This is a genomic window from Eubacteriales bacterium mix99, from assembly GCA_038396605.1.
Taxonomy (GTDB): domain Bacteria; phylum Bacillota; class Clostridia; order Caldicoprobacterales; family DTU083; genus UBA4874.
The window spans coordinates 1,689,278-1,714,973 of sequence record CP121690.1 but is presented as its reverse complement, the minus strand read 5'-3'; the positions used below and the strand labels follow the sequence as shown (position 1 = coordinate 1,714,973).

General features: G+C 46.4%; 22 protein-coding genes. 5 read left to right on the top strand and 17 right to left on the bottom strand.

Annotated features, from left to right (window positions below):
* Positions 1–28 precede the first annotated feature (28 nt).
* Both QBE55_07445 and QBE55_07440 read left to right on the top strand, forming a co-directional pair.
* Entirely contained in the window at positions 29–826 is a 798-nt protein-coding gene (locus QBE55_07445) for an AraC family transcriptional regulator (GenBank protein ID WZL77418.1), read from the top strand.
* Positions 827–939: 113 nt separating this feature from the next.
* The gene (locus QBE55_07440; protein ID WZL77417.1) at positions 940–2,445 is read left to right on the top strand and encodes an alpha-glucosidase/alpha-galactosidase; all 1,506 of its coding nucleotides are present in this window, start codon (positions 940–942) and stop codon (positions 2,443–2,445) included.
* 351 nt (positions 2,446–2,796) lie between these two features.
* Here the strand turns inward: QBE55_07440 and QBE55_07435 are convergent, their stop codons facing one another.
* The 3 genes from QBE55_07435 to QBE55_07425 are packed head-to-tail and all read right to left on the bottom strand — an operon-like array spanning position 2,797 to position 6,390.
* Complete coding sequence (locus QBE55_07435) at positions 2,797–3,687, bottom strand: carbohydrate ABC transporter permease (GenBank protein WZL77416.1); 891 nt, start codon at positions 3,685–3,687, stop codon at positions 2,797–2,799.
* Between the two features lie 13 nt (positions 3,688–3,700).
* Positions 3,701–4,672 (bottom strand): ABC transporter permease subunit, encoded by a 972-nt coding sequence (locus QBE55_07430; GenBank protein ID WZL77415.1) that lies wholly within the window; start codon positions 4,670–4,672, stop codon positions 3,701–3,703.
* Positions 4,673–4,704: 32 nt separating this feature from the next.
* Positions 4,705–6,390, bottom strand: coding sequence for an extracellular solute-binding protein (locus QBE55_07425; protein ID WZL77414.1), 1,686 nt, complete (start codon positions 6,388–6,390; stop codon positions 4,705–4,707).
* 166 nt (positions 6,391–6,556) lie between these two features.
* Here QBE55_07425 and QBE55_07420 point away from each other — a divergent pair, with 166 nt between their 5' ends.
* Positions 6,557–6,730, top strand: coding sequence for a hypothetical protein (locus QBE55_07420; GenBank protein ID WZL77413.1), 174 nt, complete (start codon positions 6,557–6,559; stop codon positions 6,728–6,730).
* Between the two features lie 176 nt (positions 6,731–6,906).
* Here the strand turns inward: QBE55_07420 and QBE55_07415 are convergent, their stop codons facing one another.
* Both QBE55_07415 and QBE55_07410 read right to left on the bottom strand, forming a co-directional pair.
* A complete protein-coding gene (locus QBE55_07415; GenBank protein WZL77412.1) occupies positions 6,907–7,158 on the bottom strand; it encodes a hypothetical protein in 252 nt (83 codons plus the stop codon).
* A gap of 79 nt (positions 7,159–7,237) precedes the next feature.
* On the bottom strand, positions 7,238–8,053 hold the full coding sequence (locus QBE55_07410; protein ID WZL77411.1) for a ZIP family metal transporter: 816 nt from the start codon (positions 8,051–8,053) through the stop codon (positions 7,238–7,240).
* Between the two features lie 229 nt (positions 8,054–8,282).
* Here QBE55_07410 and cls point away from each other — a divergent pair, with 229 nt between their 5' ends.
* Positions 8,283–9,734, top strand: coding sequence for a cardiolipin synthase (cls, locus tag QBE55_07405; GenBank protein WZL77410.1), 1,452 nt, complete (start codon positions 8,283–8,285; stop codon positions 9,732–9,734).
* Here the strand turns inward: cls and QBE55_07400 are convergent.
* The 7 genes from QBE55_07400 to QBE55_07370 all read right to left on the bottom strand — a co-directional run bounded on the left by QBE55_07400 (position 9,731) and on the right by QBE55_07370 (position 18,533).
* Positions 9,731–11,686 (bottom strand): CotH kinase family protein, encoded by a 1,956-nt coding sequence (locus QBE55_07400; GenBank protein ID WZL77409.1) that lies wholly within the window; start codon positions 11,684–11,686, stop codon positions 9,731–9,733. The two genes, cls and QBE55_07400, sit on opposite strands and share 4 nt — an antisense overlap.
* A gap of 18 nt (positions 11,687–11,704) precedes the next feature.
* Positions 11,705–12,376, bottom strand: coding sequence for a DUF4956 domain-containing protein (locus QBE55_07395; GenBank protein WZL77408.1), 672 nt, complete (start codon positions 12,374–12,376; stop codon positions 11,705–11,707).
* A 61-nt stretch (positions 12,377–12,437) separates the two neighbouring features.
* On the bottom strand, positions 12,438–13,085 hold the full coding sequence (locus QBE55_07390) for a polyphosphate polymerase domain-containing protein (protein WZL79888.1): 648 nt from the start codon (positions 13,083–13,085) through the stop codon (positions 12,438–12,440).
* Positions 13,086–13,368: 283 nt separating this feature from the next.
* A complete protein-coding gene (locus QBE55_07385; protein ID WZL77407.1) occupies positions 13,369–14,823 on the bottom strand; it encodes a HAMP domain-containing sensor histidine kinase in 1,455 nt (484 codons plus the stop codon).
* Positions 14,813–15,487: a response regulator transcription factor gene (locus QBE55_07380; protein WZL77406.1), complete on the bottom strand. Its 675-nt coding sequence runs from the start codon at positions 15,485–15,487 to the stop codon at positions 14,813–14,815. The genes QBE55_07385 and QBE55_07380 overlap by 11 nt, the downstream gene beginning before the upstream one ends.
* A gap of 73 nt (positions 15,488–15,560) precedes the next feature.
* On the bottom strand, positions 15,561–17,744 hold the full coding sequence (locus QBE55_07375) for a glycoside hydrolase family 2 TIM barrel-domain containing protein (GenBank protein ID WZL77405.1): 2,184 nt from the start codon (positions 17,742–17,744) through the stop codon (positions 15,561–15,563).
* Positions 17,745–17,816: 72 nt separating this feature from the next.
* On the bottom strand, positions 17,817–18,533 hold the full coding sequence (locus tag QBE55_07370) for a GntR family transcriptional regulator (protein ID WZL77404.1): 717 nt from the start codon (positions 18,531–18,533) through the stop codon (positions 17,817–17,819).
* An 819-nt stretch (positions 18,534–19,352) separates the two neighbouring features.
* Here QBE55_07370 and QBE55_07365 point away from each other — a divergent pair.
* Entirely contained in the window at positions 19,353–21,104 is a 1,752-nt protein-coding gene (locus tag QBE55_07365; GenBank protein ID WZL77403.1) for a class I mannose-6-phosphate isomerase, read from the top strand.
* 235 nt (positions 21,105–21,339) lie between these two features.
* Here the strand turns inward: QBE55_07365 and QBE55_07360 are convergent, their stop codons facing one another.
* From QBE55_07360 to QBE55_07340, 5 genes are all read right to left on the bottom strand, one after another.
* The gene (locus QBE55_07360; protein WZL77402.1) at positions 21,340–22,134 is read right to left on the bottom strand and encodes a glucose-6-phosphate isomerase family protein; all 795 of its coding nucleotides are present in this window, start codon (positions 22,132–22,134) and stop codon (positions 21,340–21,342) included.
* Positions 22,131–23,096, bottom strand: a complete 966-nt coding sequence (locus QBE55_07355) for an ROK family protein (protein ID WZL77401.1) — start codon at positions 23,094–23,096, stop codon at positions 22,131–22,133. Before QBE55_07355 ends, QBE55_07360 begins: the two co-directional genes overlap by 4 nt.
* Positions 23,097–23,834 carry a GntR family transcriptional regulator gene (locus QBE55_07350; protein ID WZL77400.1) on the bottom strand — a complete coding sequence of 246 codons (738 nt, stop codon included), beginning with the start codon at positions 23,832–23,834 and terminating at the stop codon, positions 23,097–23,099.
* Positions 23,831–24,400 carry a glucose-6-phosphate isomerase family protein gene (locus QBE55_07345; GenBank protein WZL77399.1) on the bottom strand — a complete coding sequence of 190 codons (570 nt, stop codon included), beginning with the start codon at positions 24,398–24,400 and terminating at the stop codon, positions 23,831–23,833. Before QBE55_07345 ends, QBE55_07350 begins: the two co-directional genes overlap by 4 nt.
* 222 nt (positions 24,401–24,622) lie before the next feature.
* Entirely contained in the window at positions 24,623–25,588 is a 966-nt protein-coding gene (locus tag QBE55_07340) for a sugar phosphate isomerase/epimerase (GenBank protein WZL77398.1), read from the bottom strand.
* Positions 25,589–25,696: the final 108 nt, after the last annotated feature.

Genomic DNA, 25,696 nt, shown 5'->3' with positions numbered 1-25,696 from the left:
CTATTACCGTGAATGGGAGGACTATCATATGAAATTTCATCGGCATGATCAGGTGGAAATCATGTATGCCATAAAGGGGAAATGTACTGTGGAAACCTCGGATCATTCCTTCTCCCTTTCAAAAGGAGATCTTATCCTGTTGAATGCAGGCAAAGCCCACAGGTTAGTGGTGGAGGAGGGCTCTCCCTGCCGTATGCTCAATATCGAGTTTCAGTTCGCTGAAAAGAATAACCCTTGTCCTTCCCTGCAAGATCTGTATCAAACCGTTCCCGGCTTTCGAAAATTGTTGTCATCTGCACAGCCTTATATCCTTTTGAAAGATCCCGATGAAATCTATCCCTCTTTGAAAAAATTGATCATGGAGCTGGACAGAAAGCAACGTGGGCAACAGGAGCACAACGTAATGATACAGCTTTTATTGTGCCAGATTTTACTGGACGTCGCCCGCCTCAATCAGGATACGCAGGGAAGAGAATCCCTAATGGGCAACATACATATTCGTAAAGCTGTTGAATACCTCCATCAGCACTATGATCAGGACATCAAGACCAACCAGCTGGCTGCCGTGCTCCATATTCATGAAGGTTATTTCTATCGGATTTTCCGAAAATGCATGGGAGTTACTCCCAATGAATATCTGACCCAACTGAGGATGGAAAAAGCGAAAATGCTGCTTGCCTACACGGATATTCCCATCATTGAAATATGCGGTTATGTCGGGATCAACAGCCGACAGTACTTTAGCTTCCTGTTTAAAAAGCATACCAATGTGACACCTTCCCAATATCGGAATCTGGCGCGCAAATCAGAAATCCCAGGAAATTAAGGTTAGAATATCTGACATACCGGCTCGCTTTCGTCAGAATTCTTAAAGCGCAGAAGCCTTGCTGCATGATATGATTTTTATATCGTATAAAACATATCAGGAGGGATGATTCCATGTCGTTTAAAGTTACCTTTATTGGTGCCGGGAGTATCGGCTTTACCAGGGGACTGCTGCGGGATTTGCTTTCTGTACCGGAATTTCATGACATACAGGTGGCATTTACCGATATCAGTCCCCACAATCTGTCCATGGTTACCCAGTTGTGCCAGAGAGATATTAATGCCAACGGACTGGATATCCGGATCCAGGCGACAACCGATCACCGACAGGCGCTTGAAGGCGCCAAATATGTGTTCAATGTGGTGCGGATAGGCGGTCTGGAGGCCTTTCAAACAGATATCGATATTCCATTGAAGTACGGGGTCGACCAATGCGTGGGCGATACCTTATGCGCTGGGGGAATCATGTACGGACAACGGGGCATACCGGCTGTATTGGATTTCTGCAGGGATATCCGGGAAGTCGCCCATCCTGATTGTCTGCTGCTCAACTATGCCAACCCCAATGCCATGATGACCTGGGCCTGTAATCAATACGGCAAAGTCCGGACCATTGGACTGTGTCACGGTGTCCAGGGAGGACACCGACAAATTGCCGAAGTCCTGGGACTGAAACCGGAAGAAGTGGATATCATCTGCGCGGGTATCAATCATCAGACCTGGTATATTTCTGTCAAACATAAGGGGGAGGATATGACCGGAAAGCTCCTGGGGGCTTTCGAGAAGCATCCTGTATACAGCAAGACCGAAAAAGTCCGGATCGACATGCTTCGCCGATTTGGTTACTTCAGCACGGAATCCAGCGGCCATTTAAGCGAATACGTACCCTGGTACCGAAAACGTCCTGAAGAAATAAAGGATTGGATTGATCTGGGGTCCTGGATCAATGGCGAAACCGGCGGCTATCTGAGAGTATGTACGGAAGGCCGCAACTGGTTTGAAACTGATTTTCCCAACTGGATGAAGGAAGAGCCCCAAAAATACGAGGCTTCGCAACGGAGCAGTGAACATGGCTCCTATATACTGGAGGGCCTGGAAACCGGTCGAATCTACAGAGGGCACTTCAATGTGATAAATAACCGTACCATAACCAACCTTCCCGATGATGCCATTGTGGAAGTGCCGGGATATGTGGATTACAACGGAATCAATATTCCGAAAGTCGGGGATCTTCCCCTTGGATGCGCGGCGATATGCAATGCCAGTATATCCGTGCAGAGACTGGCAGTGGAAGCAGCTATCCAAGGAAATGATACGCTGCTACGGCAGGCTATGATGATGGATCCCCTGGTAGGAGCTGTCTGCAATCCTCCTGAAATCTGGCAGCTGGTGGATGAAATGCTGATCGCTCAGGCCCAGTGGCTGCCGCAATATAAAATGGCGATTGGAGAAGCCAAAAAGAGAATGGCGTCCGGAAAACTGATCCCCACCAGGGAAAGCTATAAAGGAGCTGCCCGGCTCAAAACAAAAACCGTGGAAGAGATGGCCAGGAACCGAAAAGCAGCCAGCGAAAATGCCGGTGCTGCCGATAAAGCCATAAAGCGGCCTGAGGTGGAGTAATGCTTCCATTCCTTCACGAAGCAATCCGGATAATGTTATGATTCAATGCTCTCCGGAAGGAACGAAATCGTCCCCATTTATGGTAAAAAATTATGATGAATGAGGAAAAGGCCCAGACATCTGCTTGGACCTTTTCTCATCTTTAAATTTTGTCTACATCTTCGTGTCCATACGTCGGGTAAGCGGGCTCCATCACCTTTCATCTTTTATGCCAGGGAACATTTTGTCATCTTCACAGTACCTGCCAACCTGCCGCTGTTAACGGAACAGCAGGTCCATGATATACTCAAAAGGCAGTCATACCAGCGGTTCGAGACTCCAGACATTACTCTACGCGACGACGCGCTGCACCTATCCTTTTATGGATCCGATCATAACTCCTTTTACAAAGTACTTTTGCAGAAATGGATAAACACAGAGAATCGGTACCGTTGATACCACCATTGTTGTATATTGCAGCAATTCCTTATAATAGCTGTCCGTTTGCATATCCGACAGGGTTAGTTTCTGCCCGCTTGCCGGGGCGCTCTGCATTAAGATTTCCCTCAGGAAAAGTTGAAGCGGAAACAGTTCCCTGTTTCGCAAATAAATCATCGGACCAAACCAACTATTCCATATTCCAACGCCGTAATAAAGCACCATAACGGCGAGAACCGGTTTGCTGAGCGGAATGATTACTTTTGAAAATATTTCCCAGTCATTTGCTCCGTCAATCAGTGCAGCTTCCTCCAATCCCACCGGAATCCCCTGAAAGAAAGTCCTCATTACAATTAGATTCCACGAACTGATTGCACCCGGTAAAAGAACCGCCCACACTGTATTGTATATTTTTAACTGTTTAATGACCATAAACATAGGAATCATTCCTCCGCCAAAAAACAGGGTAATGGTAATCATCAGCATCAAAAAGCCCTTTAGCTTAAAATTTCGTCTTGAAACAAGGTAAGCGCCTATGGATGTCAGGAATAAACTTATCATAACTCCCACAACCACATAGAATATTGTATTCCGATATCCAATTAATATATTGGGATTCTGAAATGTCAGTCTATAGCCCCGGATTGTCGGTACCCCTAATGGTTTCCATATGAATCCCTCTGTCCCCATCAGTACCTTCGGATCTGAAAAAGATGCAAATACTACATATAGAAGCGGATAGACCGTTACGAACATCAGAAGTATCATCAATAAATAATTGAAGAGATCAAAAATAATTTCATGAATGGATTTCTTTCCAACCACGTAATTCACCGCCTTACCATAAACTTGTTTCCGTTACCCTGCGGCTGATCCAGTTCGCTCCCAGAACCAACACCAGATTGATAACAGAATTTAATAAACCAACCGCTGTACCGTAACTATAATTCATTTCCCGCAATCCGGAACGATATACATAAGAGGAAATAACATCTGATGTTTCATAAGTAATTGGGGAATACAGCAGAATGATTTTTTCATGCCCGACAGACATAAGAGATCCGATCCGTAATATCAGCATTATGATGATGGTTGGGGCAATGGACGGCAGGGTAACATGGATGACCTGCTGAAAACGTCCTGCGCCGTCCAGGTAGGATGCTTCGTATAATGCCGGATCCACACCTGACAACGCTGCAAAATAGATAATGGATCCCCATCCAAATCCCTGCCAGATACCGGACACTACATAAATTGTCCGAAAATATTTTGCATTGGACAACAGATTCTCCGATTTATTTCCTGTAAGAGTTGCCACAAGTTGGGCCAAAGGGGAATTGCTTTTGGTAAACGTATAGATCAAGCCGCATATCACCACCAGAGAAATAAAATGGGGCATATAGGTAATGGTCTGTGTCACCTTTTTAAATTTTGTGTTTTTCACTTCATTCAGCAGCAATGCAAACAGAACAGGCATAGGAAATCCAAACAGCAGATCATAAAAGCTGATCAAAAAGGTGTTTCTTACCAGTCTCTCAAAATTCATGCTGTGAAAAAAACGGGTAAATTGATCCAACCCTACCCATTCGCTGTTCAGGAACCCTTTGGCAGGCAAGAAGTTCTGAAAACCAATTGCGATTCCAAGCATCGGAATATAGTGAAACACCACATAATACACGATAATTGGTATGGCCATGAAATAAAGCAGCGGACGTTGCCGGATATTCATCAGGAAGGTATTCTTCCTTTCAGGATAACGATAGGAATGATCTATTTGAAACGCTGTTCCTTCTGGTTTTATTTTACTCATATTTCATTCTCCCTGCATAATGGTATTGTCCGTCAGCGATCCAGATACCGTTCATATGCCTGCTGATGAATTTCACAGGCTCTTTCAATCCCCAGCTTCTCCAATTGCTTTACGAAATTATCAAAGTGGTCCAGGGGTTCCTGACCGGATATAAACTTTTGTACCATTTCACCGGAATAAGTATCAATTTCATCCATTAACGTATTCAATTCCCGTTCTTCTTCTGCCGTACGGGTAACATATTTAGGTATTACATCAGAATCGTCCGTATTGTAAGACCATACGCTCCAGGGCTGCTGAACCTGAGGAATTTCATATTGAAGCTTCTCCATTTCGGTATCCCACATACCCTGCATGGGATTAAAGGTATATCGCTGCCGCATGGTCTCATAATCGACCTCAGGGTTCTTGACCATAAAATCCGTCCAGGAACGGCTTCCATCCGGATTGTCCTTCCAAAGAGTATGCTCTTTGGTATTCACACCCCAGGCAGTCATCTTCATCGTTTCCTGCTTATATAAATAATCTACAAACCGAACCGCTTCCTCCGGGTGCTTGCAGCCGGCAGAAATGTACCTCGGCGCCATTTCCGGGTTGCTCAGTACGGCAGAAAATGTTGTCAGCATATCATCCTCCTTTAAACGTGGCAAAGCCAATCCCACAATCTCAAAGCTGGGATCGGATACCTTTCCAACCGATTCGCGTGTGATATTTTCCCATGAGCCGGATAACACTGCGCCTGCAGTACCCGCCTGAAAGCTTTTTCCTGCATCGGCCGCTTTCTGATTGAAAGCATCTGAAGATATATAGCCTTTCTTCACCCACTCAGCCATCTTCTTCAGGAAATCCTTGTATTCCGGCAAACAGCGGGAATATGTAACTTTCCCATCCCTTAACTGAAATCCACTGTATCGAACGCCGTATGCCGATGCAACCGGAGCATAGTCATTAAACTGCCATTCCGACAGGGCAACTGCCCAGGGAGTAATATCCAAACCAAGATAGGCGTCAAACATTTTTTCATATTCTTCCATGGTAACAGGCAGTTTTGTGATTCCCACTTTGTCCAGCAGATCCTGCCTTGTAAGAAAGCCCCCATGCCTTACCCCGTCCAGGTATTCCGGCAAAAAGGTAACACCAAACAGTTTGTAGCGGCCATCGTCTGACATCACCCTGCGGCGTAATTCAGGTCCCCCCTGGTCCAGAATACCGTTGTAGTAATAGGCATATTTATCGATCAAATCGGTGGCGTCCAGCAAAATTCCATCATCCATGGCTGCCATGGGGCCACCCGGATAGGAACCGAATCCGTCACGAAGAATATCCGGCAAACTCTCACTGGCTATCATGGTATTGAAGAAGGTGCCGTCGTCACCTTCCGGCGCATGTACAAACTCAAGCTGTAAGCCGGTCTCTTTCATCATTTTTTTTACAATGTCCGTTTCGGCCATACTGCTGTAAATCTGCCTGGCTCCGGTGGGGAAACCATCATATAATACCAGCTTAATATTTTCTGTGGTAATAGGCAATTTATTCTTCCGGGGACTGATCTTCTTTTTGCCTTCCGCTGTCTTGTCCGATCCGGAGTTGCCCGCGGAATCAGAAAATTTGCCAGCTGATGGCTTGTTAGACTTTTTTGTTGATCTGCTGCAGGCAGCCAGATTCCATGCCAGCATCATCACCAGAACAATACACAAGAAACGATAAGCTTTTTTCATTTGAATTATTCCTCCTCATCCCTCTGGATTTCTATTTGATCATTTATATTATAACATTTGCACTTATTTTTTCAAGTGTATTTTACAATATTTTAATAAGTGTTATTCCGCCGTGTATATTGTTCTTCGTTATGGATATAGAATTAACATAAAGGAGGTGCTTCTATTGTTCAGGGTCAATAAAACAGAAATGGTAAACAAAACATTTCGTATGCCGGTAAAGCTGGTAAAACAGCTGGACAAGCTTGCCCACAATAATGATATTTCAACAAATAACCTTGTTATTCAATGCTGTGAATATGCACTTGCTAATTTAGCTGAAGATAGGAAAGAAGAATAAGGAACTCCACAGCTTGAAATTATGACTTTACGAAAACTTTGCTCCCTATATCAATTTATATGCTGATAAAAAGCGGCAGATCGGAGACGTAGATGTCAAAGAAAAAAATAAAGCCCCGCAATCCAGAAATGCATGGGGCTTTATCATTCATTCCATTATTCCTTGCAATGCCATTGTTATAGGTCTTCTGTCGCCTGATCCAGTTCCGGATCCTTTACCGCCATAATGATCAGATCGGCCGGATCTCCTTCAAAATCCGGTGAAATCACGTGGAAATGATGGGTTACACCATTCAGCGTAACTCCACCGGACACGATCCGGTCCCTGCGTTCCCCTGAGGCCAGTACACGAAAGCGATCTTTCCCAAGGCAGGTGTTAAGTTTCGGTGCCGCTTTCTCTTTTCCGCTTTTTCCTTCCTTATTTTTCATTCCACAGCCCCGGCTCTTTTTCCTTCCTGGCATTGCTTTTTTCTGATTTAAGCTGATTTATCCTGTCGCCCGGTTCGGATCATCCCAACACAACATCCATGAACATCATGATGACAAACCCGACCATAAGTGCATACGTAGCCAGTTTTGAATTTCCTCTGTCGGCCTGACTCTCCGGTATGACTTCATGCGCAATGACGAAAAGCATGGCCCCTGCGGCAAACGCCAGCAAAAACGGCAGCATGGGCCGGGCAATGTTTACGAGCCCGATGCCGAGCAAACCTCCGATGGGCTCTACCAGCCCCGTTGCCGTCGAAACCAGGAAAGCCTTCCATTTTGGGCAACCCTCCCGGAGCAGCGGCAATGCAACTGCCAGCCCTTCCGGCATGTTTTGCAGACCAATTCCGATTGCAATGCTCAGGCCATTGGAGATATCCCCATCGCCAAATCCAACCCCTACAGCCATTCCCTCGGGGAAGTTGTGAACGGTAATCGCCAGGATAAACATCCACACCTTCCTCATCTCAGGCCGGTGAAGATCAAATAATCCACTTTTTGAGCCGGTATCCGGCATGGAGTTGGCCATTAAGTTTGTATTTGGGAAACATTTGTCGATAAGGTCCAGGAACATACCGCCAGCCAGAATTCCGACCAGGACAATTCCGGCACCCCTGGCACCGCCGCCAGCCTTGTCGATGGCAGGAATCACCAGGCTGAAGGAGGTTGCTGCCAGCATAATGCCTGCAGCAGTTCCCAACAATGCATCCATCACCCTTTTGGAAATATCCCGGGCAAAAAATATCGGCAGGGTACCGGCACTGGTCGCCAGCCCTGCTGTCAAACTGGCAAGAAAGCCCACTAAAATAATATTGTATTGCGAAAGATATTGTACCATTCTGTTTCCTCCAATAAAAAAACATAATAAACTATTTCATAATATGGATCCGGAAAGGGGAATGTGAAAAACTGCGGAAATGCTGTGTTTGTCCAGCCCGTCTGTGGTATACTTAAGTATGCGGATGTGGAATGAAAAACAATCGGATCCATATGGAAGGAAGCGTGTTACCAACCCAGTGGAGGATTGGTTGTCCGTTCAAAAAACCAGGAACTGCAGGTGACGATGTATGGTTTCAAGCGACAGCAACATTGATTTATCCATAATTGTTTTAATTGTCAATATTATACTTGCATTCATTGTCATCTTTTTAAGCCGGAAAAACCCCAGTGCCACCTGGGCATGGGTCCTGGTTCTGATGTTTGTTCCCATTGTGGGATTTATCCTGTACCTGTTTCTGGGACAGGATCTGAGAAAAACCAAGGTGTTTTCCCGTAAGGAAGACGAGGATATAAAAAAGCTGGAATCCCGGTATCAGAAGCTGCTGACGGAAGAAAGCCGTGGCGATATTGATCCTGCTGTTGAAAAAGACAAGGATCTGATTCGCCTGCATTTGCAGAATGCAGATGCCATTTTTACCAATAATAATCGGATACAAATTCTGGAGAACGGGCAGGAAAAATTTCCGGTTCTGATCAAGGCATTGAAAGCCGCAAAACAACACATCCATATGGAATATTACATTATCCGGAACGATGAAATCGGCAGGGAAGTCCGTGACATCCTGGCATCCAGGGCAAGGGAGGGCGTGGAAGTCCGGCTGCTCTATGACGGGATGGGCTGCCTGCATCTGCGCCGTTCCTTTTTCAAGCCAATTATTGAAGCAGGCGGAAAAGTGACAGTGTTTTATCCTCCTTTTCTCCCCTATGTCAATATTCGCTTAAATTACCGGAATCACCGGAAGATAACCGTTATCGACGGCAAACAGGCCTTTATCGGTGGCCTGAATCTGGGCGATGAATATATGGGAAGATCCGCAAGATATGGCTTCTGGCGGGACACTCATTTTCGAATAGAAGGAAGCGCTGTGGACTTTCTGCAGCTGTGGTTTATCTCAGACTGGGAATTTGCATCCAAAACCGATCTTCTGTTCTGCGATAAATATTTTCCAAAAAAGGAGATTGTCGGGTCAGTGGGAATCCAGATCGTCCCCAGCGGTCCGGACTCCAAATGGGCATCCATCCATCAGGGATATTTCAAGATGATCGTCAATGCAGAAAAAAGCATTTTTATTCAAACTGCATACTTCATCCCGGATGACAGCCTGTCGGAGGCTTTGAGGACGGCTGCCCTGGGCGGCGTGGATGTCCGGATCATGATACCCGGCAAAAAGGATCATCCGTTCGTCCATTGGGCATCCACCTCCTACCTTTCCGATCTGCTGGATTCCGGAGTAAAAGCATATATTTACAACTATGACCGCTTTATGCACACAAAAGCGATCATGGTGGACGGCAGAATTGCTTCCGTGGGAAGCGCCAACTTCGATATCCGAAGCTTCCAATATAATTTTGAGATCAATGCCGTTGTCTACGATCCTGCTACCGTCTCTCAATTGGAACAGCAGTTCCGGGAGGATATGAAGCAGTGCATTGAGCTGACCCGTGAGCTCTACGACAACCGCAATATCTTTGTCCGTATCCGGGAGTCGGTTTCCCGTTTAATCTCACCTTTGCTTTAAAAATTCCCAAACCTTCTCCGCCGAAATCGTATGGCAAAAAGCAAAGCAGCAATCTGAAAAACAGCACAGACAATTGCGGTCTTGATCAGGGACGGATCATCTGTCGTCCAGATGCCTGCTGCATTCTGCAATGCATCATCTGCACCAGCCTGCAAATCCGGCGCCTCATCACGGCTGCGGAAATCCTCCCCGTCGGGAACCGGCCTGCTGAATGTTTTCTTCCCCCGATCCCTGCCCGGTCCTCCTTTCCCTCCGCCCATGGATCCCATGGCACTCATATCCAGCCCCGCAGCATCAATCAAAGCAGACGAATCACTGCTCTGCCCTTTCGAAGTGGGTGGAATGGTGCCGCTCAGCTGTGCCCGGACACTTTCCGCACGAAGCTGCCCGAATGTCTCCAAAGCTTCCAAACCGGAGCGGTATTGATCATACGTATAGAATGCGGAAGAATCCTTTTTCACATAGTTTCCGATCAGGCTGTCCACTTGATCCAGCTTGTTTTCATAATTCCTTTTGTCAAAGTATTCATCACATATCTGTTGGAGATATTCATGGTACTTCTCCTTATATTCCTGCACTCCAAGCAATTTTCCAATCATCGGTCTGTCTGCCAGCTCCACTCCGGATACCGGCGTGTCAATGGGAAAATTGACGGCAGACGAGGCATTGCCCGGCTGGAATCCTCCAAAGGCCATATTATAGTCCCAGGGAAGCATAGCCAGCTGCCCATCTTTCTCATAGAGATAGTAATTATGCCCCATATTGGATGCATAATGATCCAGATTGACGATAAAGGTATTGACCGCAAAATAGCGCAGGACTTCATCCACATTGATGTATTTATCCAGTTCCGTACCATCATTGAGATTTTTCAGGGCTTTGATTACTTTGGCATAGTCTTTCTTATTTGCCTTAAACACCGCATTGTCAAAAATATCGGAGTAATCATCCGGATCATCGCTCTGATAGACCAGATTAACTCCATTTCCGGAATCCGCTCCACCCGGGACAGGGCCGCCTGCGCCTTCCCTGAAATTTCCTGCCTTTGGCCCATCCCGCTGTACACCATGCTGTGCACCATCCCCATTGTCCGGAAACTGCATTGCATTACCCTTGTCTTGTGCGATACTGTCCTTATCCGGCATTGCATTTCCCTGACCTTGTATAACATTGCTCTTATTTTGTATTGCATTGTCCTGGTCCTGTATGATATTACCCGGCTTCTGCGGCATCTGTTTCTGTGTTTGTTCCGTGTCCTCACCGGACCTTTCCCGATCCTGCATTTTCTCCATGGTATCATTCATCTTTCCGGATCCTCTTTCGCCCATTCCCTCCGGTTTATAAAACATGCCATATCCTGTACCGTAGTTTCGCAGGGCAAAGCTTTCCTCCAGGGACTCCACTGCCAGATAAAAGCCCCAGGGCTTTCCGTTCACCGTAACATTCGCATATGCAAAAAGCGGTGTGGGAACTTCCATTTGGGACATTAAGTCGTAGGACAGGTATTCCTTCATATAAGTCGTATCACTCTGGATGTTGTTGATCACCATTTTGTCCAGCCCTTTCAGGGTCTGATGATCCACATAGTGATCAAACTCCAGTTTGAAGCTATACCGGTCTGTGTCCTCACTGGACGCAATCATGGACAGACTGGAATTTCCCTTTGGCCGGATTCCGACATTTTGAACCTTTGTCCCGTTTACCGTAACATTGCACTTGATGTATTCCTCTTTCCTTGCGTTATCCAGCATCTCCTGAAAATCCTTTTCCTCTGCATCGATATTTATGTTCATCACAGCATTTTTATCAAAAAGGCTGGTATAGTCCGGCGTAGAGACCTCTGTTTCCGAAAGGATGGAATCTTCCGCACCAGCCATGACAAAACAAGTCAAAAAAACTGCAAATACAAGCAGTACAGCAATCAATCCGCCCAAATGCCTTTGCCCAATCATCCGCAACCCACTCCATTTCTAAGACACATAATCGCCGCTATATCCGACCAGGACAGCATTTCTTACCCCGTTCAGACCACTGAGGCTGTTGATGAATTTCGTGGACATCCCGTTGAGCCGGACGTCCAGTGTCAGCTCAATTCCTTCCGTGGATACAGTTTTGGACTTTACAACAAATTTCTTCACATTCTCCTTGATATGTTTCATGATCTCCTCTTCATAATCCTCACCGGTATAACGGACCATGAGAATATAGGGATTCTCAAAACTCTTTTTGTTCACAAACAGCAACAGGACCACGCCGACAAAGATGGAGCCGAACACCGCCAGCGGAATCATGCCCGCGCCCAGTATGATACCTACCGAAATGGCCCAGAACAGGAAAGCGATATCCAGCGGATCCTTGATCGCTGTCCGAAACCTTACGATGGACAGGGCACCGACCATGCCAAGAGAAAGGACTACGTTGGAAGTCACCGCCAAAAGGATCATGGTCGTAATCATGGACATGGCCGTGAGAGATATGCCAAAGCTGGCGGAATACATCACTCCGGTGAACGTCTTTTTATAAACATAGAAAATAAATAAACCGAGAATAAAGGAAAGCCCCATGGCAATGATCATATCCAGGGCAGAAAAGCCCTTCACGTTCTCAATAAAGTTGGATTTGAAAATATCCTTAAAACTCATAATGTTTGTCTCCTTATATTATAATGTCTGTCTCCTCGTTCTTTGATTAAGCCTGACAAGATCAACCGTAAATCCTGGCAGCAGCATATTTGGAAAACGGGGATTGCCGCCTGTTTGATATTCTTACAATGTCCGCAACGAGATCCGGCAAAAATTCATCGTATTTCACTTCCAGAATTGCAATATCCGGCCGGCAGGCTGCAAGGACCGGCAAATCCGGATTGAACAGATCCTTCCTGGTAAGACCGGTCTGTATCTGGCTGTCTAGGGTAATCCGCACATTTCCGGGACGGTAAGCATAAGCCTCCCGCTCATAGTCCACCACCGTTCCGGGCCGAAGCATCTGATAATGCATTTTGGTGTATAATTCCAGAATCAGGGGGTTTCCGCTCTCTCTCATCCACTGGCTATCACCGCGGATCAGATACTCACACTCTTCCCGGGTCAGCATTGTGGCCTGTTTGCCGCAAAGCCCGTTTATTTTTGACTTTTTTTCCAACCGGATAAAACCCGGATCGTTATTGTAATAGCGAATCCGGAATTTTTCTCGGTTATTCACCCCGTCCAGTTTCTGACGAAGCACCATATTGTCCGGATTGTCAAAGTAGAGGCTTCGAACCTTGTACTTTCCGTTGACATCGGCATGGTCATCATACTCGAAAAAGAGATGCAGCTTTGCCCGAAGAGCACAGCAATCTACAGGGTTCATCGTATGTTTCAGCTCGTGCCGCAAAGCGACCGCCTGATTCTGCCCGGAATAGGACAAGTTCGGCACATCCGGATGATTCCTCCCGGGACTCACCCGAATGGAACGATTCTGTTCCGGGATCGGAAGATCCGGACCGTTCTGTTTTTGGTACCACCTTTTAATCATCATCCATCACCCTTTCCTTATATTGTTATACTAAGGGGGCAATGTGACGGCTTTGTGAAATGCAGCTGAAAATCAGCTGAATGTATCAAATGACGAACTCACTTCCATCCCATACGGATTAAGCGTCCAGCGTGTTCAGCTCAAACCAAAATGTGCTTCCTTTTCCCATCCTGCTCTGGACACCAAACCGGGCACCGTGAAGAGTCAGAATGGATTTTACAATGGAAAGCCCCAGGCCGGTGCCCTGGACCCGGCTGTGCATTTTGTCAAGCTTATAATATCTGTCCCATATGTTTTTCAATTGATCTTCGGGAATGCCGTCTCCCGTATCCCTCACCTCAATTCTTACAAATCCCCTGTATTCCGTTTGTACAACGGAAACCTTCCTGTCCGGTCCGGTATAGGCAACGGCATTGTTGATCAGGTTATAAATCACCTGTGATATCCGCATTCCATCGGCACGAACAGATACATCCCGATCTGACTGAAAAGTAATATGATATCCTTCCGGCCGGATCATGGCGGAATACCGATCCAGAATACTGCGAATGCTGTCTGTCAGATTGAATTCCGTAATATTCAACTCCTGCGTACCGGACTGAAGCTTGCTGTAATCCAGCATGTCATTGACCAGCTCCGTCAGATACTTTGCTTCATCAATAATGATCTGCACATTCTCAACGGTATTCTCACCGGGCAAATCACACATGGCTTCAGCATAACCGGTTATCATGGTCAGAGGGGTCCGAAGATCATGTGAAACATTGGCAATTAACTCCCGGCGCAGTTTTTCCGTCTTGGAAAGCTCCTTTGCCGCATAAGTAAGAGTATCATTGAGTTCGGATATCTCGCGATAGCCACCCCCATCAAATACAATGTCCGGATTGCCATTGGCCAGATTCCGGGCAGAGCGGTTGATCCTGATGATAGGACCCGCGATTTTCCTGGAAAGAAGCAAAGCGATGAAAAAGGCCAGCAAAAGCATGATAATGGTGATACAAATCAGCTGGACCCGCAGCGTGTCCACCGTTGCGTTGACCGGACTGATCATGGAATTCAACAAAACGATCCGCTGAGAACCATCCTTTACAGAAACCATTCGGACACAGATCACGACTTCCGATATTTTCCGGTCCGGAGGCGGAACCCTCCCTATAAAATTTCTTTTTTCCTCCCTGTTTCCAGGCTTGTTCAACCGAAAACGTTCCAGAACAGTGCCGCCCTTTTCCTCCGCCAGCTTCTTCAGCCGCATAAATTCTATGGCAGGCATGCGCCGAAGGATGCTCTCCGGCAGATTGTCCGCCGAATACAACGCTATGCCTGCTTCATCCGTCACCTTAATGTTCAGATCATTTTGTTCAGAAATGCGCACAACCAAATCCTGCAAATCCGGATTGTCTATATTCTTTGCTATGCTCTCAGCAGAGGATTTGATCCGATGAATCTTGATACTTTTATAAAAGCTATCCAGAAATACCGTTTGAAACAGCCACAGCAGTATAAGCATCGATGCCGCGAAAAAAGTAAAATAGAGAAAAAGATTCCACTGAACGCTCATTCGTTTAAGCCTCAAAGCGATATCCCACCCCTCTGAGCGTAATAATGAATTTTCGATATCTGCCAAGGCTGTTCCGCAGCAACTTGATATGAGTATCCAGAGTGCGCTCATCGCCAAAAAAGTCATAGCCCCATACTTCAGTAAGAATCTTTTCCCTGGTCAGGGCAATATTCCGGTTTCTCACCAGATAGAAGAACAGATCATATTCCTTTGGTGTCATATCGATTCGTCTGCCGTCCACGATAACCGTTCTTGAGGTAAAATCCACGGTCAGTCCTTCCAGAATAAAGAGATCCCTGTCCGGATCATCCGTTTTCTTCCGATATCGCTCCGTGACTGCCTGGACCCGTGCCATCAGTTCCCTGGGAGAAAAAGGCTTCACCACGTAATCGTCAATGCCCAGCTCAAACCCATAGAGTTTGTCATACTCCTCACCCCGTGCAGAAAGCATGATGACCGGAGTATCCCGGACTTTCCGAATCTCCTTGCAGGCAGAAAACCCGTCAAGCTCCGGCATCATGATATCCATGACAATAACATCGAAATCCCGCATGCGGCACACTTCCACCGCTTCCAGACCATCTGATGCCTCAGCTACTTCGTAGCCCTGAAATTCTGCATATTTCCGAATTAGATTCCGGATTCTTTCTTCATCGTCGACAATCAGGATTCGATTCATTCTTCACCACTTCCAAGTAAAATCATTTTCTATTATACACGCTTTTTGTGATGAGAATGTGAAGGGATATCGTTCACGCGGAAACAAACTCCCGGATGCTGCTTATTTCCTCACCAGAAGCATCCGTATAGGAGGCAACCAGTCGGTAGTTCCCCTCCTCCGGGGGAATGGAAACCGAAAAAGTTTTCTCGCAGCGTCCAAACTTTTCAACCATATAACTTTTTTCGGAACAGCTTAGCTCGTTGTTTTCTCTATATAGCGAAAACCGGACAATACCCTCCCAATCATCGGCCTGATCGTTATACATGGAGACACGAAAGTCCTTTCCGCCAGGTGTATGAACCTCAGCCCAATCCTCAATGCATATACCGATGGGAGCCATTGCGTCTGCTACTCTTTTACGGAAAAGCGGATCGTAGGCAGGATGGGCAATATCGGGGAGAAACGCATCACAGGTAAAGCCTTCCTTTTTGCAGTAGGTTAAGCCACAAAAATACAGGACACCAGCCGCCTTGCGCCCGCTGCGCCAAAACTCGGTCAACTTACCGACGGTATGGGCATAAAAGTGACGCCGCCCATCAGGAGATGCACCTGGCAATCTTGTCTCGTAAAGTTTTTTTGTCAAAGCTGTAGGAGTTGCATCGCGGTTCATCCAGAGCCAACAATATTCATTGATGATACGCGGATTGGACGGCAACAGCCGCAAATCGGAAGAGCGGCTGTAATTATAGAAATACGGAGATCGGAGCGCCGGATCTTTGTCAATTTGATTCATTTCTATCATTTTAAAGCGATAGTCGCTGAAAAGATACGGATGACATTCAATCGGGTCACTCGCGGCGGCAGGAGGCGCCCAGCCGTTGTCCCAAGGCCGGTTTGAAAGATCCACGCCAGATTCCCGCACCTTTTTAATCATGATTTCAGTCAGAAACGTCGTGGTTTCATTCTGAATGTCCCAGATCACAACGCAGGGATGATTGGCACGTTCATTGATCCAATCGATCAACTCGGGAATGATCATTTCTTCGATGGGTGGCAGAGTATCACCCCATACGGGGTATTTCCCATCGAGCGCCTCAATATCCTTCCAATACAAACTGTCGGCCGTATATGGAATTTCCAACTGTTCTGCAGAAGTGCGCCATGAATCTGTATATACTTTCTGGATTTCCAACCAGATTGGATATTCATCGTCGATCAGAAAGCCAAGTTCATCCGCCAGCTCGTACCAAAGCTCGGGAGGGAAACCAATACAATAACGAATGCTATTCATGTTGAGCTCCTTATAACTACGCAAAACCTTCTCTGCCCAATCCCGATTCCAGGGGAGTGTACCGCGATCCGGGTCCTCGAAGAAGCGGTACATGGTGATGTTGTTACCCCGCAGATAATATGGTTGCCCGTTGAGCATCGGAAGCTTGGTTTCGGGATTGAAATCAAAGGTGCGCATTCCAAAACGCTCGGTTAAAGAATCTCCTTGTGTTTTGGCAGTAATGTCGTATAAAAATGGGTTTTCCGGACTCCAAAGCATTGGATGCGATAACGTTATTTTTTCGGTGACTATCTTCGCTCCCAGGGCAGGTACGCATATCTCTGTTTCTTTTTCTGCCACCATACTTTTACCGACATGTTCATGAACTTCCAAACTCACCTTAGTCATGATGCCCCGGGGCAAATTGTTCGCTAAGGTAAGACGTACAAGAACAGCGCTGTCCTTCAATTGGGGAGAGGTCTGAATATAACGAACGATTGGGTTGTTTGCGAAAAATAAACTAACATCGTCATAAATACCAGGGATGTATTCAAACTTCTCCTTATCATATCCTACCGGATGTCCCAGGGCACGATCCTGCGTTCCCATCGCACCTATCTTAATCAACAGCACGTTTGAGCCTGTGTGAAGGAAAGGAGTAATGTCCACATAGGCGGGAGTAAAATTGGGATGATGATCACAAACATGGGTGCCGTTCAGATAGATATATTTCCCCCAAAAGGCTTTTCCAATTTTTAGAATAACTGATTCAGGGATTTTCCCCTCAAGAAAAAAGGCCTTTTTGTACCATGCAGCTTTTTCAGTAATCGGCTCCTCTGCCAGATCCCAAAGGCCGGGAACAGGAATGGTATTGGAAAAGTGATCGGGCAAGGAATCGATAGACATAGCAGGATCTGCTCCTAAAATTTCCCATGTTCCGTTAAGGCAAATGGTTTTCCGTTCCGTAAGGTTGTCCGGAAGGTTGATTGTGAGATGCATGCACATCTTTAAGTCCTCCTTTAATTAAGGTATATAATCTTCTTTCCAAATGGCTTAGTCATACCTACAGGATTGGATTCAACGATTGATTCGAATAATGAACTTATTCCGTCCTGCCGGATAGAAGCTTTCCGAGTATTCCATAGGTTTGCCACTTTGATCATATCCTACCGATGAAATAAAGTGTGCCGGAGAGCCTTTTGGAACCTCCAGAAGCTTTGCAGCTTTTCCATATACCAATTTGATTTCCAGCTCCCGTTCTGCCTTGCATATGGTGATGCCCTGCCTTTCCAATGTTTCATATAAAGATGTGTTTTCCAGATCGCAGGACAATATAGCCGACGCCTCATTGTAGGGCAGATATACGGTAGTCAGCAGCACCGGCTGTTCCTCATAATAGGGCGTGGCATAGCGCAAACGCGTCAGCCTGATTACCTTGTCATCCGGTCGGATATCCAGTTTGGATGCGATCCTGTCGTCACATGGGATGACACGAAACTCCAACACCTGGGTTTTGGGTACAAGCCCCTTGGCTTTCATCTCCTGATTATAACTTTCTATAAATTGGACGGATTCCTGCTCCAGCTTCGGCTTTGTCACAAAAGTTCCATTGCCTCTCACCCGAACCAGATATCCCTGATTTGCAAGCCGCAGCAAAGCATTTCGAACCGTGGGGCGGCTGACACCAAACTCTTTGCTCAGCTCCATTTCCGTAGGCAACTTATCGCCTTCTTGCAATCTGTTCGTCTCAATGGCTTTCATGATTGCGTCAATAATCTGATCATACAGCGGCATTTTTGCTCCTCCAAATAAGCCTTTTTATCTGACCAGCATGATCTGATTAAATGGATGCTTTTCCTATGCCGGCCTTCCTGATACCTTATTATACTATGAGCATCTGTAAAATGTAAACACATGCAGAAAATATTAGCACCATTTTATCCATAAATGTAATAACATATTCTATAATCCAGCTTAGGAATCATTAGGAGGTAAGTACATATACGCATTCCTTACCATTATGACAAAAATCCCGGTTATCCGATGTAATTGGCTACGCAGTCTTAAGCATGGAAGTGGGCAGCAGAGCAGTATTGACCTCAATACCGCCCCTTACGCTGCCAGCTTGGAAATAGCATCATATTCCAGGAAACATTTTCACTTTCCCAAACAATCCTTCGAGATCACAGATAATACTTCTATTATTGTAAAGAAGATGCTTTTGTTAATTTCATCCTGTATTTTGAGCATCCTGCAGGTAAGCGCCATCTGTTTCCCCCTATCTGTTCGAGTTTTACATCCGATTCTGTAACTGCTCCTTTCCAATTCAGGATAATATCAACTGGCGACTGGTTGGCTTTTTCCCGGACAAAGGCCAGTTCATATTCCCCCTTTGATTTTAAAGTCAGCTCTATCGTAATCTTTCCATTAAAAAGCCCCCTTGTACATCGTTTGAAACACAATATGGGACGTGGCATTGCAACTTTCCGATATCTTATTATACTATAAATCCATGTAAAATGTAAATACATGCACAAAATATATGCACACTTTATTGAATAATGTAATAACATATGCTATAATTCAACTTAGAAATCATCAGGAGGTAAGTACATGCATGAATTCCCTTATCATTATGACAAATTTCCAGAGACAAAGATTACAGGCTATGACAGCCATGCTTTTTCCGGCTATTCCTCCATTGCAGCGGAATTGAAAAGAAGGATCGGCAGCAGGAAACGTGCCGTTGTTGTCCTGGACTTCTACCCCGGAGTAGATGAAAAGGAAGTGCTTCGCGGACTGTCCGGTTTACACTATCAGCAAAGCTTTCCGGCTGATCTGTGCATCTATGATACCGACACCTACGAATCCATGATCCAGGATAACCTGACAGATGACAGGGTTTTTGGAGCCCTTACGACCAAAAAACTGTCAGATTTCTTTATCCGGGAAAAAGTTCTGAAACTAAGGAGTATCATCGACAGAATCGAAAGCGGAATTATCCTGGTTTACGGTGTCGGTGCATCCCTGATCACCTTTGGCGATCTATTCATCTACTGTGATCTGGCACGCTGGGAAATTCAGAAACGATATAAAAAAGGGATGCCGAACTACAACGGCAGAAATTCAGAGGATCCGCAGCTGGCAAAGTTTAAGCGCGGATATTTCGTCGATTGGAGACTGGCGGACCGTCATAAGAAGAAATTGTTCGATCGGTTCGATTATGTACTGGATACCAATGAAGCGGACCATCCCAGAATGATAACAGGGGAAGCCTTTGTGCATGCCCTGAAAGTTCTGGCCCATCAGCCTTTCCGTCTGGTTCCCTACTTTGACCCCGGTGTATGGGGCGGGCAGTGGATGAAAGAAGTCTGTGGCCTGGACCGGAGCAAGGCCAATTTTGCGTGGAGTTTTGACGGCGTGCCAGAGGAAAACAGCCTTTATATTCGATTTGGAAAAGTCCGGGTGGAAATCCCTGCTGTCGATGTTGTATACTATCAGCCCCGCACTCTCCTGGGAGAGAGAGTCCATGCCCGCTTTGGAGATGAGTTCCCCATCCGGTTCGACTTACTGGATACCATGGGCGGCGGGAATCTCTCCCTTCAGGTACATCCGCTGACCGAATACATTCAGCAGGCCTTCGGGATGCATTACACCCAGGACGAAAGCTATTATATCCTGGACTGTGCGGAAAATGAAGATACTTATGTGTATCTGGGGCTGAAAGACAACATTGATTCCAGGAAGATGATCAGGGAATTAAAACAGGCTTCCAGGGGAGAGCTTGTTTTTGATGCAGAGAAATATGTAAATAAAATACCGGTCAAAAAGCATGATCATATTCTGATTCCTGCAGGTACCATCCACTGCTCCGGGAAAAACACCATGGTTCTGGAAATCAGCGCCACCCCTTACATCTTTACCTTTAAACTCTGGGATTGGGGGCGCGTGGGATTGGACGGCCTGCCGCGACCCATCCACATTGAGCATGGAGAACAGGTGATTTGTTGGGACAGGACGACCAAGTGGGTCTCGGACAACTTGGTGAACCGTGACCGCGAGCTTTCCTCCGAGCCCGGAATCCGGGAGGAACAAACCGGGCTTCACGAAAGGGAATTTATTGAGACGAGACGTCATACCTTTACAAAGCCGGTCCCCCATTTCTCCAATGGAAGTGTATGCGTTTTCAACCTGGTTGCAGGGGAAGAAGCGGAAATCATCAGCCCGGATGACCGGTTCGAACCCTTCCCTGTTCATTATGCAGAAACGTTTATCGTTCCCGCCTCCGTTGATAAATATATCATCCGGCCGACATCCCGGTCGCAGGGGCAAAAGCTGATGACCATAAAGGCATATGTGAGGTAAGCCAGCGAACTAATTTATGGTAATATAGAAAAGCAATGCAATACCAAAGCTCAACTAGCTGCGGTATTGCATTGTTTTTGTGGATATGCCATCGATTTTCCAGCCCATATTACAAGATTCTACAGTTCGGCCTAATAAAGGGGATTTCAGTTTATGTAAGAAAATGATTCCCTCTAGAGCTGTGCATAGCAAAAAATAGTATCACTACCGACTCAGAATAATGGATGTGGCTCTTTCAGGGAATAAAATGATCCCACACTTCTTTTTTTCCTGCCGGGTGGGATACAAACAGAAACGTATCTGAACTTTGTTCAAACTGCGTATAGATCGGTATTCCATTCCTGATCCCCAGATTACCATAGTTTCCAGGAGCCTTTTGAATGAGCTCAGAATCCATATAACAGGTATTCCGCTGCCAATCCAGTTTCCCGTCCGTCCCAATCAGTGGAAAATAAGCAAGGCCGCCATGTGCACGTACTTCTTCATATTCAAATCCATAATCTCTGTCACACCATGCGCCGAAGGTGAGGGGCTCATTGGGATCCGCACTGACGGTGGCATGAGCCCAATAGGGAGGCACCACCACAATGTCACCGGGAGACGCATAGACCGCAAAGCAGCAGCCCGGATCGTCATGTGCAGATTCCTGCATCAGAATGACAGCGCTTCCCTTCCATATCTCATAGATTTCCGGTGTGGACCAGCCGCAGTGCGCACTTATCCTATGAATATGTCCCTGGCTTCGGATTGGTTCGCTGCCCAACCTCCCCCTGGCATAAGTCACCACGCCGAACAGCAGCATTTGCTCTCGAAGTAGGGTCTCATGGCCTTTTTTCCCCACATCCATGGCAATGGCATAAACATCCTCCGGGCCGTCACAATCCGGATCCAAAAGACTGGCCCGGATACTGTCCAGCTTCCGGATTTCCGGTAAAGGGCCAAAGCAGTCCGGACCGTAACGAAAACCCACTGGATCTTCCATGGGACAAATATCGATTCCCGGATAAAATATCTTACCGGATATCATCATATATCTCCTTTCATCTCTTCCTTGTTTATTTCCATACCGGACCGTAAAAACTGAAGCAGGAGTCCATGAACACCCAGTACCACGGATTGTTCCGGATCTTTTGCAATACGAAATTCCGGTTCTCCCCATGGAGTCCATGCATATTTCCTGACCCGGCGAACGATCGGTTCATAAAGTTCCTTAAACTTTATCACCCCACCACTTAAAATCACCAGTTCTGGATCATACGCATGGATCAGATTGATGATTCCTGTACTCCAACACTTTACACTGTGATTAAAAAGCCGAATAGCCAGCGGATCACCTCGCTTATACCAAGTCTCCAAAGCCAGATAATCAATGGTACTTTCCCTGCTCAAACCACTTTCCGCAAAGCCCGGATCCTCCCTGGCAAGAAGAGGAAGGGCCCAGGTACTTGCATTGGCCTCCAGACATCCTCTGCTCCCACAGGTACATGGCCTTCCATCCACTTCCACAGCTATATGTCCGCCCAGACATCCTGCCTGATGATGTTTGCTTCGCAGCAAATGCCCTCCCATCGCTGCCGCAGTCCCAACACCTGTTCCGAGAATCATAATGACAGCGTCGCCATAGCCCCTTCCGGCGCCATAGGACAATTCTCCTGCCAGAGCCGCATTGGCATCATTCTCCAAAATCATTTCAAGTCCAAAGGTCTTTTGGCACCAGGCATCCAGATCCATCTTCATGGCATCGGTATATTTTCCATTCACGGATAGGATCCGTTTCCCTGTTGGATCCACAATGCCCGGGAAGGCAATTCCCATACCATCGATCGTACGTAAGTCCACCATTTCCCTGATCCTCTTTTCCAGATCAGGAAGCCGCTCCTTGAGCCCTTCTCCGGAAAGAGCAGGTATGTGGCTCTGTGTCAAGACACTGCCATCTTTGACAACCGCCAGTTTGATAGTTGTACCTCCCAAATCGATTGAAACAGACTTCAACTACTTTTCCTCTTTTCTGATCTGAATGGAATAGACAAATTTATCCGAACGATAATAGGCATAACATAACTCCAGCAACTTGCCTGCTGCATTCAAAACTTCCCGCTTTCGGCACAAAATCGGCATGTCCATAGATTGGGAAAGCTTTTTCGCAAAGTAAGCATTGCATTTTATGGCGCTGATCTCTTCGTTGGAAACAGTAGGAACCTGGTGATATTTATCTTCCAGGATACGATATAACTTTCCATTGAAGGCTTCATCCTTGCATATGCCCACGCGGGGATGAAAATAACTGAGGAACAATACCACCGGCTGCCTTCCGATCCCTTTCAGCCGCTCCAGACAGCAAATGTGTTCCCCTGTGTTGATTCCCATGGCAATGACTGTTTCATTCTCAGGCTCCTTCCAGGTCACTTTTTGGGACAGAGAAGTAAAAGCAATTCCCTTTGCATCCATTTCATCGGAAAAACTGTCCCATTTGGATAATGCTGTATTAATAGGCTCTCTGTTAACAAAAGAACCGATACCCGGCTTTCTCAACACCAGTCCATCCCGCACAAGTCTATCCATTGCCATACGAAATGTATTTCGACTGACTCCGAACTTCCGCGACAGCTCCATCTCGCCTGGAAGAGCCTTTCCTTCCAAATATTCTTTTTGTTGTACCAGTTCACGCAGATACTTCTCGATTTGCATATACAGCGGAACAGGCGAATTGTAGTCAACACTGTTTTTCATGCTTCACTTCCTGTAAAAGCCGGTTTCCCATCTGCTTTTTTCACACGCACAGGAAAGCCTCTCTCCACAATTGACCGATAATCATGCCCTGCATCTGAAGGCCAACAAGCACCTACGGAAAGTATGGAATCCCCCACATTGATTAACCTGTGGCCAACATTTCCGGGAATATAATGCAGGCTACCCGGATACATTCTTTCCCAATGCCAATTGGCATCTGTATCCATGAGCAATAAAACCCCGTTTCCCTGAATGCACCAGTAGTATTCAGCACAGAATAGCCTGGCATGAAAATGCCCTTTCGTCATAAAATACTCATCTCCCACCAGCCCGGGATATAGAAAACTTGTTCCGAAAAATAGCCCTCCGCTTACACCTTCCTTTTCCTTTGCATGCACCTGGACCTTGTACACCACCGTGTCCTGTGGCATTCGCATCCGGGCATGTTCATCCCCAAAAAAACCTTTCAGCTGCCCCAGGGTGCGGATACTTTCGGATACAAAAGGCCCTGACAGAATACCATCCTGTAAATTAACCCTCGTCTCCAAAGACTTTTCCACGATCATCACTCTTCCCTCATTCCTGTTCTTTAATCGCCCCGGAATATGTTCAAATGTTTAAACATATGATACCATGCGCTCATTTTTCTGTCAATATCAATGAGTTTCTGCATCCTTCCTTCCTCCGACAGTCAAAAACAACACGGGCAGCAGCACTCCCATAGATCTTATCATGCAAGAAAAGAGGACGCCGCAGCGTCCTCTTCCTCTTTTCATTGTACTCGGTTTTTATGCCCAGAACATTTTCCCGGTATCCTCATATATCAATACTTCCTTCAGGAAGGAGATCGCTTTCTGAAGGCCTTCGTTCCCGGACATCAGGCTGTCTTCATGTTCAATGCTGATCACATCGTCATAGCCTACCATCCTCAGGTTGCTGATGATATCTTTCCACAGCTGATAATCATGGCCATACCCGACTGAACGGAAGACCCAGGAACGATGAATCTCATCGCTGTAATGCTTGGTATCCAGAACGCCGTTGATTGCACAATTAATCGGGTCAATCTTGGTATCCTTCGCATGGAAGTGATAAATTGCCTTGCCCAGATAGCGGATGGAGGCAATAGGATCAATGCCCTGCCAGAACAGATGACTGGGATCATAGTTTGCCCCGAGAATGTCCCCGACAGCGTTTCTCAACTTCATCATGGTCTCCGGATTGTAAACGCAAAACCCGGGATGCATTTCAAAGCAGATTTTCTTTATACCATGATCCTCGGCGAAAGCGGCTGCCTTTTTCCAGTAAGGGATCAGGATTTCGTTCCACTGCCAGTCCAGAACTTTCAGGAAATCATCCGGCCAGGGACAAGTCACCCAATTGGGATAGGTAGCGTTGGGACCATCGCCGGGACATCCGGAAAAGGTAATGATCTTTTCAATCCCCATTTTTTCTGCCAGCAATACGGTTTTCCTGAAATCGGAATTCGCCTTGTCTGCCACTTCCTTCTGCGGATGAACACCATTTCCATGGCAGCTCAGAGCATTGATTTCCAGATCATATTTTTTCGCGAGATCCTGCAGGTCTGTAATCTTACTTTCATCGGCCAGCAATATATCCGGATCACAATGGGCCTTTCCGGGAGAACCGCCGGTTCCCAGCTCCACTGCCTGAACTCCCGACTTGTTCAAATACGCAAAGGCTTCTTCCGTGCCCATGCTGTTCAAAACCGGACTAAATACGCCTAATTTCATCGAAAATTCCTCCTCGTTGTATCTATGTTCCTTTACACCTTCCTATTCTGTATTCTTCATTTATGCTGAAATTCCTTCTTATCTTCCATTGGTTTCTCCATGCTTACG